At 45.1% G+C, this 17,932-nt stretch carries 16 protein-coding genes; 7 read left to right on the forward strand and 9 right to left on the reverse strand.

Annotated features, from left to right (window positions below):
- Positions 1 to 111: 111 nt before the first annotated feature.
- Genes WBS51_RS03090 through WBS51_RS03105 form a run of 4 tightly spaced genes read left to right on the forward strand, consistent with a single transcriptional unit; the run spans position 112 to position 2,544 of the window.
- Positions 112 to 870 carry an ABC transporter ATP-binding protein gene (locus WBS51_RS03090; protein WP_173747116.1) on the forward strand — a complete coding sequence of 253 codons (759 nt, stop codon included), beginning with the start codon at positions 112 to 114 and terminating at the stop codon, positions 868 to 870.
- Positions 867 to 1,592 carry an ABC transporter permease gene (locus tag WBS51_RS03095; RefSeq protein WP_173747115.1) on the forward strand — a complete coding sequence of 242 codons (726 nt, stop codon included), beginning with the start codon at positions 867 to 869 and terminating at the stop codon, positions 1,590 to 1,592. Before WBS51_RS03090 ends, WBS51_RS03095 begins: the two co-directional genes overlap by 4 nt.
- Entirely contained in the window at positions 1,589 to 2,353 is a 765-nt protein-coding gene (locus tag WBS51_RS03100) for an ABC transporter permease (protein ID WP_173747114.1), read from the forward strand. The genes WBS51_RS03095 and WBS51_RS03100 overlap by 4 nt, the downstream gene beginning before the upstream one ends.
- Positions 2,354 to 2,358: 5 nt before the next feature.
- Positions 2,359 to 2,544: a hypothetical protein gene (locus WBS51_RS03105; RefSeq protein ID WP_173747113.1), complete on the forward strand. Its 186-nt coding sequence runs from the start codon at positions 2,359 to 2,361 to the stop codon at positions 2,542 to 2,544.
- A gap of 99 nt (positions 2,545 to 2,643) precedes the next feature.
- On the opposite strand, the gene WBS51_RS03110 is transcribed toward WBS51_RS03105, so the two are convergent.
- From WBS51_RS03110 to WBS51_RS03135, 6 genes are all read right to left on the reverse strand, one after another.
- Positions 2,644 to 4,137 carry an IMP dehydrogenase gene (locus tag WBS51_RS03110; protein WP_294459192.1) on the reverse strand — a complete coding sequence of 498 codons (1,494 nt, stop codon included), beginning with the start codon at positions 4,135 to 4,137 and terminating at the stop codon, positions 2,644 to 2,646.
- 110 nt (positions 4,138 to 4,247) lie between these two features.
- Complete coding sequence (gene phnX / locus WBS51_RS03115) at positions 4,248 to 5,027, reverse strand: phosphonoacetaldehyde hydrolase (RefSeq protein WP_291683222.1); 780 nt, start codon at positions 5,025 to 5,027, stop codon at positions 4,248 to 4,250.
- A gap of 1 nt (position 5,028) precedes the next feature.
- On the reverse strand, positions 5,029 to 6,120 hold the full coding sequence (locus WBS51_RS03120) for a 2-aminoethylphosphonate--pyruvate transaminase (RefSeq protein WP_294459195.1): 1,092 nt from the start codon (positions 6,118 to 6,120) through the stop codon (positions 5,029 to 5,031).
- Positions 6,121 to 6,158: 38 nt separating this feature from the next.
- Complete coding sequence (locus WBS51_RS03125; protein WP_294459197.1) at positions 6,159 to 8,780, reverse strand: ABC transporter permease subunit; 2,622 nt, start codon at positions 8,778 to 8,780, stop codon at positions 6,159 to 6,161.
- Positions 8,781 to 8,798: 18 nt separating this feature from the next.
- The gene (locus WBS51_RS03130) at positions 8,799 to 9,578 is read right to left on the reverse strand and encodes an ABC transporter ATP-binding protein (RefSeq protein WP_173747108.1); all 780 of its coding nucleotides are present in this window, start codon (positions 9,576 to 9,578) and stop codon (positions 8,799 to 8,801) included.
- A 179-nt stretch (positions 9,579 to 9,757) separates the two neighbouring features.
- Positions 9,758 to 10,627 carry a MurR/RpiR family transcriptional regulator gene (locus WBS51_RS03135; RefSeq protein ID WP_173747107.1) on the reverse strand — a complete coding sequence of 290 codons (870 nt, stop codon included), beginning with the start codon at positions 10,625 to 10,627 and terminating at the stop codon, positions 9,758 to 9,760.
- A 286-nt stretch (positions 10,628 to 10,913) separates the two neighbouring features.
- On the opposite strand from WBS51_RS03135, the gene WBS51_RS03140 reads away from it, so the two are divergent.
- Together WBS51_RS03140 and WBS51_RS03145 are read left to right on the forward strand one after the other, a co-directional pair.
- Positions 10,914 to 12,155: an ammonium transporter gene (locus WBS51_RS03140; RefSeq protein WP_294459200.1), complete on the forward strand. Its 1,242-nt coding sequence runs from the start codon at positions 10,914 to 10,916 to the stop codon at positions 12,153 to 12,155.
- 14 nt (positions 12,156 to 12,169) lie between these two features.
- Positions 12,170 to 12,526: a P-II family nitrogen regulator gene (locus WBS51_RS03145; protein ID WP_173747105.1), complete on the forward strand. Its 357-nt coding sequence runs from the start codon at positions 12,170 to 12,172 to the stop codon at positions 12,524 to 12,526.
- Positions 12,527 to 12,578: 52 nt separating this feature from the next.
- Here the strand turns inward: WBS51_RS03145 and glgD are convergent, their stop codons facing one another.
- From glgD to WBS51_RS03160, 3 genes are all read right to left on the reverse strand, one after another.
- The gene (glgD, locus tag WBS51_RS03150) at positions 12,579 to 13,724 is read right to left on the reverse strand and encodes a glucose-1-phosphate adenylyltransferase subunit GlgD (RefSeq protein ID WP_291683217.1); all 1,146 of its coding nucleotides are present in this window, start codon (positions 13,722 to 13,724) and stop codon (positions 12,579 to 12,581) included.
- Entirely contained in the window at positions 13,718 to 14,926 is a 1,209-nt protein-coding gene (locus tag WBS51_RS03155; protein WP_291683216.1) for a glucose-1-phosphate adenylyltransferase, read from the reverse strand. Before WBS51_RS03155 ends, glgD begins: the two co-directional genes overlap by 7 nt.
- 166 nt (positions 14,927 to 15,092) lie before the next feature.
- Positions 15,093 to 16,757 carry a glycoside hydrolase family 13 protein gene (locus WBS51_RS03160; RefSeq protein ID WP_173747102.1) on the reverse strand — a complete coding sequence of 555 codons (1,665 nt, stop codon included), beginning with the start codon at positions 16,755 to 16,757 and terminating at the stop codon, positions 15,093 to 15,095.
- Positions 16,758 to 16,911: 154 nt separating this feature from the next.
- Here WBS51_RS03160 and WBS51_RS03165 point away from each other — a divergent pair, with 154 nt between their 5' ends.
- Entirely contained in the window at positions 16,912 to 17,814 is a 903-nt protein-coding gene (locus WBS51_RS03165; RefSeq protein ID WP_173747101.1) for an AraC family transcriptional regulator, read from the forward strand.
- The last annotated feature ends 118 nt before the right edge of the window (positions 17,815 to 17,932 follow it).

Consider the following 17,932-nt stretch of genomic DNA (forward strand, 5'->3'; position numbering starts at 1 on the left):
TTGCAACAGACCATATTTAAAAATGTAAGGTAATTGTAAGGTTGCGGGAAGGTTCCCGTAAGACGGCGGGTTTATAGTAAAGACCAGAAACAGGAAAGGAGTTTTCACAATATGAATACCATAATCGAAACACACAATCTCACCAAACGATACAAAGATTTTACAGCTGTAAACAAGATAAACCTGCACATTCAGAAAGGAAGAATCTATGGCTTTCTGGGGCCAAACGGCGCCGGAAAATCCACGACCATGAAAATGTTTCTGGGACTGACCGCCCCTACCAGCGGCAGTTTTTCCGTAAACGGAAAGACGTATCCCAAAGACCGGAGGGAAATCTTGCGGGAAACCGGTTCCTTTATTGAATCCCCCGCCTACTATGGAAATCTTACAGGCGAAGAAAATCTGCAGATTATACAGCAGATTTTAAAGCTGCCCAAAAGCAGTGTCAAAGAGGTTCTGGAATTAACCGGACTTTACGAACACCGCAGACGCCCGGTATCCAAATATTCTCTGGGCATGAAACAGCGTCTGGGACTTGCGGGAGCGCTGATGGGACATCCTCCTGTGCTGATTCTGGATGAGCCAACCAATGGTCTGGATCCGGCGGGGATTCACGAAATCCGCACCCTGATTCGTTCCCTCCCGGAAAAATACAACTGCACTGTGTTGGTATCTTCTCATCTGCTTTCGGAAATAGAGCTAATGGCTGATGACATCGGTATTTTAAACCACGGCAGACTGCTCTTTGAGGGAACACTGACGGAACTGAAAACCCATGCCCACGAGCTTGGCTATCCTTCAGAAAATCTGGAAGAGGTCTTCCTGTCCATGATTGGAGAAGACAATCTGAAAAGAGGTGGACGAAAATGATACTGACTCTGGAAATGAAAAAACTGAAGCGCACAGGCTTTCTCCCCACCATTTTTCTGGGCAGTCTGTTTGCCTGCGCCTTTCCCCTGGCAAATACGGCTCTCCGGCCAGAACTCTTTGTGCAGCAGGAGCTGCCTGCCACGGAAATTCTCCTAAATGCCAACGGACAGATGCTTTCCATGGTGAATCTGCTGTTGACGGTGCTTGGCGCCTGTATTCTTTACCACACAGAATTTTCCGGCAGCGGCATTAAAAAAATGAACACCCTGCCAGTAAGCCAGGATCTGCTGTTTTTTCACAAAACCCTGCTGCTCCTTTTGGGGCTGGCCGCTGCTGTCCTACTGGAAAGCTGCTGTCTGGGATTTTGCGCCGTACACTGGTTTCCCAGCGAAGAAATGCTACCTCTTCATCTGGCGCAGCATACAGGCTATGCTTTTTTCCTGCTGGTGCCTGCTGCTCTCCTGATGATGCTGATTGCTCTTTCTTTTGAGAATATGTGGGTCACACTGGGTGTGGGTGTTATCTGTATCTTTGTATCCACCATGATTCCCACAGATACCGCCATCCTCGGGTATTTTCCCTTTGTCCTGCCCTTTTGGCGTTTCTTTGATATACAGGACAAAGAAACGCTGCTTCTTTCCCTGTGTATCTGTCTGGCAGAAATTTTGGTACTGATGTTCGTAGAAATTTTATTGCAAAAACTTCGGAGGAAATTATCATGACTTATATTCAGCTTGTTAAAACAGAACTAACCAAACTGCGCCGTTCTCATATTTTCTGGATTCTCCTGGCGCCTGTTATCCTTTTATGGATACCCAGCTTCTTAAACGCAGATATAAACTTTGAAGCAACCGGAATTTCCCCGGAAAACAACTTCTTCATCCAAAGCTACCTGGGCTTTACCTGGTTTATGTTCCCGGCTTCCCTTGTCGTCTGCACCGTACTGCTTACCCAGTCTGAGCGCACCAACAAAGGACTTCAAAAAATGCTGTCTCTTCCGGTAAACCCGCAGCTTTTCTGTCTGGCTAAGTTTACCATCCTGCTGCTTCTGGCTGCTTTTCAGCTTCTGCTCATGGGGGCTGCCTATTTTCCCACAGCCATGATTGTTTCCCATATGCAGAATTATTCCATGGTTCTGCCGGTATCTCTGGTACTGAAAGAAAGCTGTCTTTTGTACCTTTCTGCCATTCCCATGGCTGCCCTTTACTGGATGCTTGCGGTATGTATCCATACCCCGGTGTTTTCTATTGGTGCAGGACTGGCCTCCATTGTGCCTTCCATGCTGCTCATCAACACCAAAGTCTGGTTTGCTTATCCGGTATCTTATCCCATCTATACCCTGATGATACTCCGTGGTACTATGGAAAACAGTTTCCGCAGCTTTGTTATGGACCCCATCCCCTGGATTCCTGTATCCATCGGTATGACACTTGTTTTTCTCGCCGTTTCCTGTATAACCTTCGGCAGATATGAAAGGAGATAAGACCTATGAAAAGAACATGTATTTCCGTTTACCTTGTTCTTATGATAGGCGGGGCTGTATTTTCTCTTGTAGGGTATACAAAAGGAAAAGTAAGAACCGTATATATGCAGATTTGCATGGTGATAAACATGATATATGGAATTGCAGGAATTGCGCTGGCAGGGCTTATGCTGTATACCGCTTTAGGATAAGGCAAATTCCTTACCCTGCCGCACTGCTCTGCCTATTTAGACAGTTCAACAAAACCACCCTGCATTCACCCAGCAAGGTGGTTTTCTCATCTTCAATCCCTATCTCTTATCCCGCAAAAGTACATCATGCGCCCCGCCTTCTACAATACTGGTAGCGGAAACCAGTGTGATTTTTGCCTTTTCCTGCAATTCCGGTATGGTCAGCGCCCCGCAGTTGCACATGGTAGAGCGCACTTTGCTGAGCGTCAGCCCCACATTGTCCTTCAAACTTCCCGCATAGGGCACCAGCGAATCCACCCCTTCCTCAAAGGACAGCTTCTTATCTCCTCCCATATCATACCGCTGCCAGTTTCTGGCTCTTGCACTTCCCTCACCCCAGTACTCTTTCATATAGCTTCCGTTAATGTTCACCTTTTTCGTAGGACTTTCATCAAATCTGGCAAAATATCTTCCCAGCATAATGAAATCCGCCCCCATAGCCAGTGCAAGGGTAATGTGGTAATCATGGACAATACCGCCGTCCGAGCAAATCGGCACATAGATTCCCGTCTCCTTATAATATGCATCCCTGGCTTTGGCTACATCAATGAGGGCGGTAGCCTGTCCTCTTCCGATTCCCTTCTGCTCACGGGTAATACAGATAGCGCCGCCGCCGATACCTACCTTTACAAAATCTGCTCCGGCCTCTGCCAGAAAACGGAAACCTTCTCCGTCTACGACATTTCCGGCACCTACTTTTACTGTATCTCCGTAGTTTTCCCGGATATAGTCTATGGTCAGCTTCTGCCACTCCGAAAAGCCTTCGGAACTGTCAATACACAGCGCATCTGCCCCGGCTTCCAAAAGCGCCGGAACCCGTTCCCGGTAATCCCTGGTGTTAATTCCCGCACCCACCATGTACCGCTTGGAACTGTCAATCAATTCATTCTCGTTTTTCTTGTGGGTATCATAATCTTTTCGGAATACCAGATACACCAGTTCCTGATTTTTATTTACCAGAGGCAGACAGTTAATTTTATGCTCCCAGATTATGTCATTGGCCGCTTTTAAGGTGGTCTCCTCTCCTGCATATACCAGACTTTCCAGCTTTGTCATAAATTCTGACACTTTTGTATCCGGCGACATTCTGCTGATACGGTAGTCCTTATTCGTTACAATCCCCAGCAGCTTTCCGTTTGCCTGACCGTTTTCTGTAACCGCTACAGTAGAATGTCCGGTTTTCTCTGTAATATCCAACACGTTCTGCAGCGTCATTTCCGGAGATACATTGGAGTCACTCACCACAAAACCGGCCCGGTAGCGTTTCACTTTCCGAATCATCTCTGCCTGCTTTTCTATGGGCTGGGAACCATAGATAAAGGACATACCGCCCTCCTGGGCCAATGCAATAGCCAGATTATCATCCGAAACAGACTGCATAATGGCAGATACCATAGGAATGTTAACGGACAATGCCGGTTCTTCCCCTTTTTTAAACTTTACCAGAGGTGTTTTCAGGCTTACCTTTGACGGAATGCAGGCTGATGAAGAGTATCCCGGTACCAGAAGATACTCGCTAAAGGTTCTTGACGGTTCTTCATAATAAAATGCCATAGTTCTTCCTCCTTGGCTTCTCACTGTAAATTTTCTTTATTTTACCACAAAATGCACAAAAAGAAAAACAGGAAAAAGAACTTTTCTGTCAAATATTCTTTCAACGACTCTTATGACAGACGCGTAATCAATTCCGGCAGTTCTGCCAGATTGCGAATCACATAATCTGCCCCGGCCTCCCGATAGATTCTTTCCACTTTCGCACACTGCATAATCTTCTCTTCTTTGGAAAGTTTTTCGTATTCTTCTTCTGTCAGACCCATCTCTGAACTGCCTTCCAGAACACCTACAGAAAGCACGCCGGCATGTTTTCCCTCTTTGATATCGGATACCGTATCTCCCACCTTCACGACACCTGCCGCAGAACTGCACTTTAACACTTCCATATTTTTAAATATCATAAAGGGATATGGACGTCCCGCATGCCCCACAGAGTCCGGGCTGAACCAGGCATCCGGTTCATATCCCGCATTTTTCGCTTCTCTTGTGACAATTTCCATCATCTTATCCGTGTATCCGGTGGTCGAACCGATTTTCAGTCCCATTTCCCGAAGTTTTTTCACCGTTTCCAGCACATATGGCTTGGGTTCTGCAAATTGGTCCAGAATCCCCAGAAGTTTTTCCTCAAAAAGTCCATAAAGGCTGTCAATGTCTTCTTCTGTCACTTCATGCCCGTATTTTTCCAACCAAAGCCTGTGAATTCGTTCCATGGAAAGCATGGTTTTAATGTGATCTCTTTTCAGCATTCCCATGGGTTTCCGCACTTCCTCCATAGTCGGTTCAATACCGAAGTGTTTAAAGACTTCCACAAAAGCCTGCACCGGTGCAAAACATCCAAAGTCTACCGTAGTTCCTGCCCAGTCAAAAATTACCGCTTCTATTTTTCCCATTTTATCTGCCCTCCAGAAAGTCTTTCATAATGCTGCATACTTTTTCAATATCCTCTTCGTAAATTTCCCCGATATTTCCAATACGGAAAGTATCTGCCTCTGTGACCTTTCCCGGATAAATAGCATAACCTCTCTCTTTGATATACTCGTACATCTCCTGAAAAGCAAAAGCGTGATTCTTCGGATACAAAAAAGTAGTAATAATCGGTCCCTGATGTTCGTCTTCAATATAAGTTTCCATGCCCATTTCTTTCATGCGCTGAATCAGCAGCCGGTTGTTGTCAGAATACCGTTTGCTTCTGGCTGCGATTCCACCCTCTTCCAGAATTTCATCTAAGGCTTTTGAGAAAGCCAGCACCACATGGGTAGGGGAGGTAAATCTCCACTTTCCATCCTTATTCATAGTTTTCCACTGATCATACAAATCCAGAGAAAGACTTCTGGCTTTGCCCTCACTTTCTATCAACTTCTGCTTGCGGGCAATAATAAAGGAGAATCCCGGTACGCCCTGAATACACTTGTTGGCGCTGCTCACCAGAAAATCAATGTCCCAGTCTTGAACCGGAATATCCACACCGCCAAAACTGCTCATGGCATCTACAATAAACGTACGTCCCTTTTCTTTCACAACCTTTCCCACTGCTTCAATATCGTTCAGAATCCCGGAGGTCGTTTCACTGTGTACCATGGAAACATGGGTAATATCCGGGTCTTTTTCCAGAATTTCCGCTATTTTTGCAGCGCTTGGAATCTTATTATATACCTCGCGGTACATCACATAGGAAATCTGAGCATGCTCAGCGATATCTTCCATACGCTCTCCATAGGCGCCATTTGCCACAATCAGCAGTTTCTCCTGCTCACCCATAACACTGGTAAGCACAGACTCCACACCAAAAGTTCCGCTTCCCTGCATCAATACCACGGTGTAGTCCTCATCTGTCACATGAGCCAGCTCCAGAAGCTGTCTTCTGATTTTCAGGGTAATGGCTTTATAATCATCATCCCAGGTACAATGGTCAAACATCATTTCTTTTCTCACAGTTTCTGTGGTGGTCAGCGGTCCCGGTGTTAATAATTTATAATTTTTCATGATTCTTTTTCTCCTTTTATCTCTTTCTATATCCTTTTTTATTTACATCTTTCTGATAATTTCTGATGTTGTTCCAACAGGTCCACAGTCAATGGCTCCGGAAATACTTTCGGGTAGGCCGATTGATTTGCGGCGTCCTGAACTTCTCCCTCATATACGGCAAGGGGATAGGTTTTCTGCAGTTTAGTTCTGCCTTTTTCGATTATGCACTGTGCCATTTCCATAGCCAGTTTCTTTCTCGGTGTTTCTCTGTCCAAAACAGCCACCGATTCCGTGAGAGAAAAGTTTCCCTCTTGCGGGTCTACATAGTCCACCGGCAGCCCTTCTTCCTTGTCTGCCACAGCCTGATGACGCAGGCCAAATCCCACCGCCACTTCTCCTGCCCGGACTTTCTTAAGGGGGCCGGAACCGGAATCTTCTATGTGCGGTCCTGCATTTTCGTAAATTTTTGTCAGCACTTCTTCGGCGCCGTCTTCTCCATAGGCATCTACCAAAGCCTGTACCATAAGCCAGGCCGTAGAAGAGGAGGATAAATCGGTTACAGAAATCATATCCCGGTACACAGGGTCTGCTAAATCTTTCAGAGAGTTTGGCATGGGAAGACCTGCCTCCTGCAGCACCCGGGTATTGATAAGAATAGCGCCCTCCTGGGCGGTAATGGGCTGACACCAGGCAGAAACGTCCGACAATGTCTGTTTCCCAAAATCCAGGTCAGAAAACATAGGGTGCTGTTCCTGGGCGCTGTCAATGTAAAAGGTACTCATGGTAATCATATCTGCTTCCATATTTTCTCCTTCTGCCAGCAGTTTTCCTCCCAGTTCGGAAGTACCAAAAGACTGCAGAATGTATTTTCCCTGATATCCGTTTTCGTCCAGGGTATTTTTCATAGCCGTAATGGCCTCATCATCCGCATTGGAATAAATCACAACCAGGTCGCTGTTTCTGCCCCCGCTTACCAAAGATACTCCGGAAAATACCAGCACCAGGGCCAGTCCTGCTGCTGCCGCTCTTCTGGCAATGCGGACTCCTGCTTTATCCGTCTTCCGCTCCCGTCTGGCCAGATGTTGGAATATAAGCTTGCACACCAGATTGGTAGCCAGCAGCAATATGGACAATACAAAAATTTCATTGTATTTGTTATAATACTGCAGCTGCTTGATTTTCGTGGTAATCACCATGGTTCTGGCCCCTGCCAGGAAAATCACAGCACTGATGGTTACCATTGCATTGATAAAATAATAGCTGAACACCTCAATAATGGTGGAAAGAGCATTGGGCGTCACAATCCGCACAATGGTTTTCAGCCAGTTGTCTCCCATAAGCATGGCAGTAGTTTCCCAGGAGGCATTCATCTTTGCCAGGGATTCCTTCATCATAAGATACGGAGTTGAAAAAAAGTGAATCACATTGCACAGTACCAGAATCGCAAAAGTGCTCTGCAGTCCGGTTCCCGAAAAGGCAAAGAGAAAGGCAAGACCAAGCACCATTCCCGGAATGGTATTCGTCACCAGCGCAATTCCCTCAATGACATTTTTCAGCGCCCTGGACACCTTGCTTCTGGCTGTCACCAGAGCACTTCCATATGCAGTCAGCGTTCCAAACACTGCGGTAAAAAAAGCGGTGTAAAGAGAATTCAGATACACGTTCAAAAGTTCAGAATCTCCAAACACATTTTTTACATTCTCCAGAGTAAATCCCAATTCATAAGGCCACTGCTTTACAAAAGGCACTACAAAAATAACGAGGAAAATCATCAAAACCCCCAGACAGATAAAACTGCCCAGACCTGTGCAAACGATATCTCTGCCCCTGTTTTTCCGGATTTCAATATTGGAAATCTTGTTGTAGCGCACATTATATTTCTCCAGGTAATGAAGAAGGGCAATGCTGACAACAGAAGGAATGAGCATTACCACTGCAACCACTGCGCCGTTATGAAAATTGGGTACACTTCCCAACATCCGGTCATAAAGTACGCCGGCCAGCACCTCAAATTCCCCTCCTACAGCCGCAGGAATACCAAAATCCGTAAAGCTTAAGAAAAAAGACTGTACAAAAGAGGCTGCCAGCGTTCCCAACAGAGGCCGGATAATGGTTATCCAGAATGTAGACAGGGCATTATCCCCCATAACTCTGGAAACTACCATATATTTCTTGTCAATATAGGACATGGCATTATACAGCAGCATAAAGGACACAGGCAGAGTGTAAATCACATACCCCAGAAGAAGACCATTCATGCCGTAAATCTGGAAAAGCTGTTTTCCAAAAATTTTTGTCAAAAGCCCTTCTTTTCCAAAGGAATACAAAATCGCAAAACCATAAGTAATGGTGGGCAGCAGCATAGGAAGTACCGCTGCTGCACGGAGAAACTTTTTCAGCTTTTTTGGCACATTGGTATAGTGAATGGTATAGGCCAGCAAAAAAGCAATGGCCGTGGTACAAAGAGCTGCCAGAGAGGCCACCAGAAAACTGTTCCCCAGGGCTGTCAGAAATCCCTTTGAGCCAAATACTTCTCTGTAAAAGGCAGTGGTAACTCCGGAATCTCCCAGAAAAGATTTTCCCAGAAGCCGGAAAACGGGAAGCACCAGGAAGGCCCCGAAAAGCAGTATTACCGCTGCAAATATCAGTTTAATCTCTCGGTCTTTTGTTTTCTTCATCTCTGTCTTTCCCCTGACCTAACATGCTACGCTGGTCTTATCGGAGGAAAGTTCCCGGTATCCGAACAGACTGTAAATGTTGTTTCTCTTGATTTCCAGCTGATTGAGAATAAACTGTCGGATAAAATCGTCTTTTGGATTGTGTACAATCTCATCCGGCGTTCCGAACTGGGCAATTCCTCCCTTGTTTAAAATCAGCACTTTATCGGAAATTGTCAGTGCTTCCTCCGGGTCATGCGTAACAATAATGGTAGTCAGCTGATACTCTCTTGCAATTTTCTTAATCCGTTCTTTAATGGATTCTTTAATCACACCGTCCAGTGCACTTAAAGGCTCGTCTAAAAGCAGAATTTTCGGTTTCATAACCATGGTTCTGGCCAGTGCCACTCTCTGCTTCTGACCGCCGGAAAGCTGCTCGATTTTCTTTGTCAGATGTTCTCTTAACCCCAGCAGGTCAATAAGTTCCTCCACTTCCTGTCTGGTGGAAATATCCGGCTTATTCCGCAGCCCATAAGTAATGTTCCTGTACACATTCAGATTTGGAAAAAGGGCATAATCCTGAAAGACAATGTTAAATCCTCTTTTTTCCATAGGTACTCTGGTAATGTCTTCTCCCTGAAAGAGCATTGTTCCACTGTCCGGTTCCGTAATTCCCAGAATCATATTTAAAAGAGTGGTTTTTCCGCAGCCGGAAGGTCCCAAAATAGAAACAATTTCTCCTTTTTCAATACTCAGATTCATATCATTTAAAATTGTCACACCATCGTAAGATTTCTTAATGTTCACTAATTCTAACATACTACTTTTTTCCTTTCCGCTACTGTCTGCGCTCTGTTTTAAAACTCACCGCCATTATAAACATGTTGTTCTGACAAAAACTATCAAGAAAAAGTCAAAGTTTTGTAAAGAAAAGATAAAATCAGGACAGAAAAAACGGAAAAACTCTGTAGAAATTCTACAAAATTTTTCCGTCTTATTTATCTGTAGGCCCGATCACTTATCTTCTTACTGTTTTTATCCAGAAGTCCTGCGAATCTTGTATAATCACTGACCAGAATTCCCATATACAGCATATCCACCACAGCCAGCTGTGTCGTCCTGGAAAAAATGGCGTCTCCGTAAAAAAACTGCTTCTGACTGGAGCAAAGCACATAGTCTGCATATTTGCTTAAAGGAGAGTCCCGGAAATTGGTCAGGGCAATGGTAACTGCCCCCTGCTTTTTTGCTGCTTTTAACGTATCTACGGTATCTCTGGAACTGCCGCTGTAAGAAATCCCCACCGCTGCGTCTGTAGGTTTTAAATTTTCTGCACTGATACGCTGCAGATAAGTATCTGTGAAACACCTGCAGTTCAATCCCAGATATGTCAGCTTGGTACACAAATCACTGCATACTGTATGAGAGTTTTCCACACCGTACACCTCGATTTTTTCTGCCTGAAGCAGACTATCCACTGCTTTTTCATAAGCGTCTGCGGACAAAGATTTCAGATTTTCCTCCAACATGGCGATTACGGCAGCTGTAATTCCGGCCGGGATATTTCTCCTTTCCTCTTCCCTTGCCACCTCATATCCGTACATGGCATGAGGAATCGTACTCCCTCTGCCTGCCGGGCTTTGTGCCAGCAGACAGTGCTGAAATTCCTTATACCCTTTAAACCCCAATGCCTTTGCAAAGCGCACTACTGTAGGCTGACTAACCCCTGCCTTTTGAGCCAGGCAGGACAAGCCCATTCCTGCTGCCGCCTCCGGATTTTCCAATATATAATCTGCAGCCTTCTTCTCTGATGCCCGCAGGGACGCATAGTTTGCTTCTATTAAAAAACTCATGGATTCTTTTTGGTACACGTTCTTTCCTCCCTGTAGAAATTCTACATTTTTTTGACTATAAAAAAATTTTTTTCTGTTTTTCTCTTTTTTCTAGTGTACACGAAATCACCCTTTTGCTATGTTAAATCTTGGTAAAATCCATTCTTTTCTGCTGTTTTCACGCAGATTTCCTTTCTTATCTCGCTTTATCTCTTTAAAAAAGCAGTTGACAGACGTGTTTTTCTGTGTATACTATAATGTCATAAAGCAAGGGCGCTTTGGAGAAATCCAGAGCGCCCCATTTTTATTTGAGGAGGAATGTATTATGAACACAGGTGACACAGGTTTTATGATTCTCTCAGCCGCATTGGTCTTCTTTATGACACCGGGTCTTGCCTTTTTCTACGGCGGACTGGTCCGAAGGAAAAATGTGTGCAGTACCATGATGGCTTGTACTTCTATTATGGGACTTTCTGTTGTGATGTGGGTGCTCTTTGGATATTCGCTTTCCTTTGGCGGAAACCATCTGGGTATTATCGGAGATTTCCGCTGGCTGGCTTTCCGCCATGTGGGAATGGACGCCGGACCATATGCAGACACCATTCCCCATTTAGTCTTTGCTGCTTTTCAAATGATGTTTGCCATGATTACCCCTGCCTTAATCACAGGTTCTCTGGTAGGGCGCATGAAATTTAAAGCAATGTTTTTCTTCATGGCTTTCTGGTCCGTGCTGGTATACTATCCTCTGGCTCATATGGTCTGGGGCAGCGGAGGAATTTTGGCAAAGCTTGGCTCTGTAGACTTTGCAGGAGGCAATGTGGTACATATCAGTTCCGGAGTCAGCGCCCTTGTACTCTCCATTCTCCTTGGCAGACGCCGCGGATACGAACATACCACTTACAGGGTACACAACGTGCCCTTTGTTCTTCTGGGCGCTTCTATTCTCTGGTTCGGCTGGTTTGGTTTCAATGCCGGAAGCGCGCTGGGAGCCAACGGCCTTGCCGCACATGCATTTATGACCTCGGCGCTGTCATCTGCCTGCGCCATGCTGACCTGGATACTTATAGAAGTGATTCGGGAAGGAAAACCCACACTGGTAGGCGCTTCTACAGGTCTGGTTATCGGATTGGTTGCCATTACTCCAGGCGCCGGCTTTGTTCCCATCTGGTCTGCCTTTCTCATTGGCGGTCTGGTCAGCCCCATCTGTTACCTTGGTGTAGCTCTGGTAAAGAAAAAACTGAAAATTGACGATGCTTTGGATGCCTTTGGATGTCACGGTATCGGCGGTATCTGGGGCGGCCTTGCCACCGGTTTATTCGGTCAGAGTTCCATTAACAGCACAGCCCGATGGGACGGCTTGTTTTTCGGTGATACCAGACTCTTTCTGGCGCAGCTTGCAGGCATTCTCATTACAATTATCATTGCGGTCATTGGCACACTTGTCTGTGCGGGAATTGTAAGAATCTTTACCGAACTTCGCGTTTCTGTACGGGACGAACAGCTTGGGCTTGATATTTCCCAGCATGGAGAAAGTGCATATCCGACCTTTACAGGTCTTGACCAATAAGGAGGAGGAAACTTATGTTAATAAAAGTAGAAGCCATTATACGGGAAGAACAGTTTGAAGACGTGAAACAGGCGTTGCAGGAAATCGGAGTCAACGGCATGACTGTTTCCCAGGTTATGGGCTGCGGGGCTCAGTGGGGTTACACCCAATATGTCCGCGGCATGGAAGTGGATATTCAGATGGTACCTAAAATCAAATTTGAAATTGTGGTATCTTCTGAAGAATGGGAAACAAAAACCATACAAGCCATACAAAAAGCTGCCTTCACCGGGCAGGTGGGCGATGGAAAGATTTTCAGCTACGAAATCCGCATGGCACAGAAAATCCGAACCAAAGAAACCGGGTATGACGCTCTGCAGTCTGACAATTAAAAAAATGCCCCATGAAAGATTTTTTCTTCTTTCATGGGGCTGCTTTTTATTTTCAGACTACCTGATGCTTGGCAATATAAACCGGGAAGGTCTCTGCCCCCCGCACTTCTTTTCCGGCAGTAATTCTCACGTTCTTATCGGAAATCACATATTCTGCTTTCACACCTTCTTCTATTACCGTATCCTGCATGAGCACACAGTTTTTCACCACTGCACCCTTTGCAATTTTTACACCTCTGAATAAGATGCTGTTTTCCACCTCGCCTTCAATCACACAGCCGTCAGCAGCCATAATATTGCTGGCTTTGCAGCCGTTGATGTAACGGGTTGGGTTGTCGTCACGAATCTTCGTATAAATTGGGTCCCCGGAAAAAAGCCCGTCCAGACTTTCGTCCTTAAGCAGCTTCATATTTTCCCGGAAATAGCTCTGCATATCGCAAATACGCGCTTTGTAACCGTGAAATTCATAAGCCTGCACATGGATTTTATCCAGATGCTGAGCCAGAATATCCCGCTCAAAATAGCAATAGCCTCTGGCAAAGGAAATTTCAAAAAGTTTCAGCAGAAATTCTCTCTCCATAATATAGATATTCATGGATAGTTTCTGCACGCCCGCTTCTCTGGAATTTGCATAGATTTTTCTTACTCTGCCCTCTGCATCCACATTCAGCGTGTAATACATGCCGTCCGTGGCTGTACGCGGTTTCAAAAGCCCCTGGGGAATTTCTTCTTCCGCATAAACCATGGTAATGTCCGCATGATTTTCCGCATGTTTGTCCATCAAAACCTTGAAATCAAAGTTTACTGCAATGTTGGCATCTGACATCACCACATATTTTTCTTTCTGTCTTCTGAGATAATCCAGAAGATTGGCCATCGCTTCCACACGTCCGGTATACACTTTTACACCGTTTTCTGCAAAGGGAGGAACAATATTCAGACCACCATTTTTCCTGGTCAAATCCCATTCTCGTCCGGAACCCAGGTGATCCATAAGGGAGAGATAGTTCTGACGGACTGCAATGGAAATATTGCCGATACCGCTGTTTACCATACTTGACAAAATAAAGTCTACCATACGATAACGTCCTGCAAAAGGAATGGACGCCATCAGTCTTTTCCCTACCAGTTCGGGAACCAGTGTATCATAACTGTTTGGGAAAATAATTCCCAACGCATCTGCATTTGAATTTACCATTGTTCTTCACCGTCCTTTACGTCATGCTCGACCATGGCACATGGTCCGATTTTAGCATTGTTTCCAATGTGAATGCCGGGACCTACAGTCGCAACGCCCTTTTCTTCTTCCGAAGGCATGGCTCCAACCACTGCATGTTCCCCAATGACTACTTTTTCTGCGACAATGCAGTGTTTTACAACCGCACCGGCCTGAATTACCGTGCCTCCCATAACCACCGCGTCTTCTACCACAGCGCCCTCTTCCACACGCACACCGGCAAACAAAACGGAGTGTTTTACATGGCCTTTGATACGGCAACCATCTGTAATCATGGAATTTTCCACTACAGCTTCCGCGCTGATACGATGTCCGGTCATACCGCTGTTGCGGCTGTATATTTTCCAGTCATCGTCAAATAAATTGATACCACTGTGCTCCGGATCCAGTACCTCCATATTGGCCTCCCAGAGAGACGGAATCGTTCCCACATCTTTCCAGTAGCCGTCAAAATGATAAGCATACATTTTTCTCTTATCGCGAAGAAGATTGGGAATAATGTTGTTTCCAAAATCGTTTTCGGATTCCGGGTCTGCCTCGTCTTCTTCCAGATATTGTTTCAGAATATCCCAGTTAAAGATGTAGATTCCCATAGAAGCCAGATTGGACTTTGGATTCTCTGGTTTTTCCTGGAATTCTGTTATTCGGTCGTCCTCATCTGCAACCATTAAACCGAAACGGGAGGCATCTTCCCACGGCACTTCCATAACAGCCACACTGAACTCAGCCCCTTTTTCTTTATGGAATCTGAGGAAGTCGCTGTAATCCTGTTTGCAAATCTGGTCTCCGGATAAAATAATGACGTACTGCGGGTCGTATCTCTCAATAAAAGATAAATTCTGGTAAATCGCATTTGCGGTTCCCTTATACCAGTCTGAACCGGACGCCTGCTGATACGGCGGCAGTACATGAACGCCTCCGTGAAGCCGGTCCAAATCCCACGGCTGGCCGTTTCCGATATATTCGTTCAATACCAAAGGCTGGTACTGGGTCAGAATTCCTACAGTATCAATCCCTGAATTAATACAGTTGGACAGCGGAAAGTCAATAATTCTGTATTTTCCGCCAAAAGGAACTGCCGGTTTTGCCAGCTTCTTTGTCAGTGCATACAAACGTGAACCCTGACCGCCTGCCAGCAGCATTGCAATCATTTCTTTTGCCATTTTAATTCCCCCTAGTATGTATTCGATGTTTCAATTATACCACACTTTTACCAATATCAATATAAAATTTTGCATTTTTTTGTTAACTTTTAGCAAAAAAACTGCTGCCCAGATGGTGTTTTCCCTTGGGGCAGCAGTTTTTTCTGCATGTTCGTGTTGAATTGTTCTATTTTTCAAAAAGAATCGCTCTGGCTTCATAAGGTTTTAACATACCGTCCTTATGATACTCGTAATTGGAAATCAGTTCTTTTCCTTCCTCTGCTCTGTCGAACAAATCACAGGAAACTTCCTCTCCGCTGAAGTTACATGCCACAACCAGACGCTGGCTGCCCAGATTTCTGGCATAAGCATAAATATTTTCATCCTCTTCCAAAAGACCTTCGAAAATACCGTCAATAATAATCTCATAATTTTTACGCAGTTTTATCAGCTTCTGGTAATAGTAGTAAATGCTGTTTTTGTCCTCCACAGCTGCTTCTGCATTAATCTGCAGATAGTTTGGATTTACCCTAATCCATGGCTCCCCTGTGGTAAAACCTGCATGAGCGCTGGTATTCCACTGCATGGGAGTTCTGGCATTATCACGGCTGACTGCTTTTAATGCACTCATCATTTCTTCCGGATTCATCAGACCGTTTTCTGTAAATTCTTTATAGGTATTGATACTTTCAATATCCCGGTAATCTTCCATCTTGTCAAAGTAAGCATTGGTCATGCCGATTTCCTCACCCTGGTAAATGTAAGGTGTTCCTTTCAGCATGTGCAGACAGGTTGCCAGCATCTTGGCGGAAAGCTCTCTGTACATGGGGCCGTCGTTTCCGAAACGGGATACGGCTCTTGGCTGGTCATGGTTGTCCCAATACAGGCTGTTCCATGCTTTTCCTTCCAGCTGGGTCTGCCATTTATTTAAAATACTTCTCAGTCTTTTCAATTCAAATCTCTTGTCTGTCCATTTTCCGTGCTCAGCGGTTGGAGCGTCTACGTGCTCAAACTGGAAAACCATATTCAGTTCACTGCCGTCCAGGTTGGCATATTTTTTCGCTTCCTCCACGGTTACGCCTGCCGCCTCACCAACCGTAATCAAATCAAATTTGGACAATACCTTTTGATTCATTTCCTGCAGGTATTCATGGACACGAGGACCATTGCACACATAGGGGCTGTTATCTCCGTACAGACCATTATGTACAATACCGTCCGGGTATGCGGGGTCTTTGGAAATCATACTGATAACATCCATGCGGAAGCCATCCACCCCTTTCTCGCACCACCAGGTCATCATGTCAAAAACTTCCTTGCGCACCTTCTCATTTTCCCAGTTCAAATCCGGCTGTTTTTTGGAGAAACAGTGCAGATAATACATCTCTGTTTCCTCATCGTATTCCCAGGCAGAACCGCCGAAGCAAGCTCCCCAGTTGTTGGGTTCTTTACCGTCTTTCGGGTCTTTCCAGATATAGTAATCCCGGTAAGGATTGTCCTTTGACTTGCGGCTTTCCACAAACCAGCGATGCTCATCGGAAGTGTGGTTTACAACCAAATCCATTACCAGCTTCAGGCCTCTTTTATGCATTTCCTCCAGCATACGGTCAAAGTCTTCCATGGTTCCGAATTCCTGCATAATTGCCTGATAATCCGAAATATCGTATCCATTGTCATCATTGGGGGACTGGTATACCGGAGAGAGCCAGATGACATCGACTCCCAGATCTTTTAAATAATCCAGATGTGCGGTAATTCCGTTAATATCTCCAATTCCGTCCCCGTTGCTGTCTGCAAAACTTCTGGGATAAATCTGATAAATAACACTTTTTTTCCACCATGCTTTTTCCATGTTTATTTCCTCTTTCCTCTGCGTTTTCTTATTTGTTACCTATAGTATACGAAAAGGCTTTTCCTTCTTCTTGCAATATGTTATTCTATATTTGTACTATATTCACTTTTTATTGTAAATTATATGGGATTTTCAAGGAGAATCAGAACTGATTATGAATAAAATTAACTTTCGGGAAGAGGAACGCCACGGCACCCCCTATTTTCCCTTCCAGGCTTTTTCCCAAAAAGACACCTGCGGACAGTATTTTGCTCCCTATCACTGGCATGATGAAGTAGAATTTCTCTATGTGACAGAAGGAAGTCTGCTTCTCCACACAGAAACCGATACCCATCCGTTGAAAGCCGGCCATGTATACTTTATCAATCCCGGCACCGTACACGGCATTTTTGGGGACAGTCCGATTTCCCACCACTATGCACTTTTGTTCCCTCTGGAATTTTTAAGCTTTGCCAGATACGACATTTGTCAGAATGAATTTTTATCCCCCGTTCTTTCCGGCAAGCTGCAGTTTCCTCTGGGCGACAAACTTCCTGCCTCCTGCACATCTGCTCTCGGACAATATATGGAGAAAGCCGCTCTTGCTTCCTGGGACACGGACTCTCTCTCCGGGCCTTTATCTGTAAAAATTGCCCTGCTTCAAATATTGGAAACGCTGTTTTCTTATGAGGCTTTTCTGGCAAAATCCCCTGCTGCCTACGAGCAGGAAGATTTTGTCCGCTACTCCCTGAAACCTGTTTTTTCCTATATAGAGGGTCATTACATGGAAAAAATCACTCTGGAGCAGCTTTCTCTTCTCTTACATATGAATAAAAATTATTTCTGCAAATTTTTTAAAGAAAAGGTGGGCAAAACGCCCTTTTCCTATTTGAATGAGTACCGCATCAACCAGGCGGCTGCCCTGCTTTTAAAGAGCAGCCTGCCGGTTACAGAAATTGCCTTAAACACTGGGTTTGAAAATATCAGCTACTTTATCCGGCAGTTTAAACATTACCGGGGCTGTACTCCCTCTGCTTTCCGCAGCATGAAAACGCCGAAGGCTATGCCTATCTTATAGGGAACACTTTTCCAATACTTTTGTGATCTGGTCACAGAAAAAAGCAGTGCTAAAAGAAGTGATTGAGCCTGTGATTACCCAGATTCCTCTCCGCAGGCTGGGACAGCCTGTAAAACCA

Source organism: Blautia acetica (assembly GCF_038739805.1).
Taxonomy (GTDB): Bacteria; Bacillota; Clostridia; order Lachnospirales; family Lachnospiraceae; genus Blautia.